This window comes from Streptomyces sp. UNOC14_S4, assembly GCF_020740835.1.
Lineage (GTDB): Bacteria > Actinomycetota > Actinomycetes > Streptomycetales > Streptomycetaceae > Streptomyces.
In genome coordinates, this window is the sequence record NZ_JAINFC010000860.1 from 1 (window position 1) to 1762 (window position 1762).

Here is a 1762-nt window from a genome sequence, read left to right on the forward strand (position 1 = left end):
CAGTCCTCCAGCCAGGCCATCACCCCGGAGGCCGAGGCGAGGCCGAAGGCGCTGCCACCGGAGAGCACGACCGCCTCGACGTGCTGGACGAGGTTCCGCGGGTCGAGGGCGTCGGTCTCCTTGGTGCCGGGACCGCCGCCGCGTACGTCCACGGCCGCGATCGCGCCGCCCTCGCCGGTGAGCACGACCGTGGTGCCGGTCAGAGCGCCGTCCCCGACGCGCTGCGCGTGCCCGACCCGCAGACCCGGAACATCGGTCAGCGCGTCGAGAGGACCGGTCGGAAAGGGTTGTTGTGCACTACCGGTATCAGTCATGCGCCCATGCGTACCACTTCCTCCCTGCAGTGTCTGCGGCTCGCTCGCCTCAACACCCGCGGCTCAGTTGTCTTTCGTGGTGTCAGTGGTGCCAGTGGTGTCTTACGCGTACGCGTGTCTTCCGTGGTGTCCGTGGCGCCTCACGTGGCGTCTGCCGCCTTGCCGGCCGCCTGCGCCGCCGCTCCGGCCGTGGGGCGGGAGGACAGGAGGACCCCGGCCGCCACCGTGGCCGTCGCCACCAGCCCCGCCAGCAGCACCGCCGCGTGGCCCGCGAATGTGCAGGACAGCACCAGCACGGCCGAGACGGGCAGGACCAACTGCTCGGCCAGGTCCCGCTTGTGGTGCCTGGAGTGGATCAGCCACACCGAGAGCATGAACAGCGCCGTGGCCACCGTGACCGTGCTCGACGCCGCGAACGTCGAGATATGTGCCTTGCCGACCGTTTCCTCGATCGCCACCTCGATCCCCGCGCCGATGGCCGCCGCCGAACCGAAGACGAAGTAGTGCCCGTAACCCCACAGGAACGCCTGTCGGTTGGAGGCCAGGTGCAGGTGGATGGGCACCGCGAAGTAGATCCAGTACGCGGCGAAGATGATCAGCAGCCCGCCGCCCGCGATCGGCAGCAGCATGGCCAGCGCCTCGTGCTCGTCCACCGCCGACTGCACAGCCACAGTGGCTGCCGACACCGTCTCGCCCAGCACGATGATGGTGAACAGGCCGTAGCGCTCCGCGATGTGGTGCGGATGCCAGCCGGTCTGGTGCCGGTGCTCGGCGAACGCCGGGACCGACATCTCCGCGATCGCCATGCCCAGGAACAGCCAGGGCTTGACGTGGGTGGGAAGGAGCAGCAGCCCCAGCCAGCCGACCTGGCACAGCGAGACCCCGATGGCGTACCGCAGCGCCGTCCGCCGCTCCTCGCCCGACGTGGAGTGCGCGGCGCGCAACCACTGGGAGACCAGGGCCAGTCGCATCACCGCATATCCGAACCAGACCACGGTGAAGTCGCTGTTGCCGAACGCGCGGGGGATGCCCGCCGCCAGGATCAGCACCCCGGCCATCTGCACCAGCGTCACCACGCGATACAGCACGTCGTCCGTGTCGTAGGCGGAGGAGAACCATGAGAAGTTGACCCAAGCCCACCACACACCGAAGAACATCATGAAATAGCCGGGAATACCGGTATTCGGATGGTTCTCGGCGAGGGCGTGGACCAGTTGCTTGCCCGCCTGGGCCACCGCGACGACGAAGCAGAGGTCGAAGAAGAGCTCCAAGGGAGTCGCGGTGCGATGTGATTCCTCGCGGCCGCGGGCTGTCATGCGGCGCAGGACGCCGCGACCACTGCCGCGGCCATCGCTGCTGCCGTGGCCGCCACCATGGCCGTCGCCGTTCGGCTTCGCCTCCGGTGAGGGGGTGCTCATGGGTCAGTGGGGCGGGGCGCTGCCGGTCAG

At 69.2% G+C, this 1762-nt stretch carries 2 protein-coding genes; both read right to left on the bottom strand.

Annotated features, from left to right (window positions below; translation table 11 throughout):
- A partial coding sequence (locus K6I34_RS36520) for a P1 family peptidase (RefSeq protein ID WP_229332323.1) occupies positions 1–314 on the bottom strand: 314 nt, incomplete at its 3' end.
- A gap of 140 nt (positions 315–454) precedes the next feature.
- Positions 455–1732, bottom strand: a complete 1278-nt coding sequence (locus K6I34_RS36525; RefSeq protein WP_374231119.1) for a low temperature requirement protein A — start codon at positions 1730–1732, stop codon at positions 455–457.
- Positions 1733–1762 lie beyond the last annotated feature (30 nt).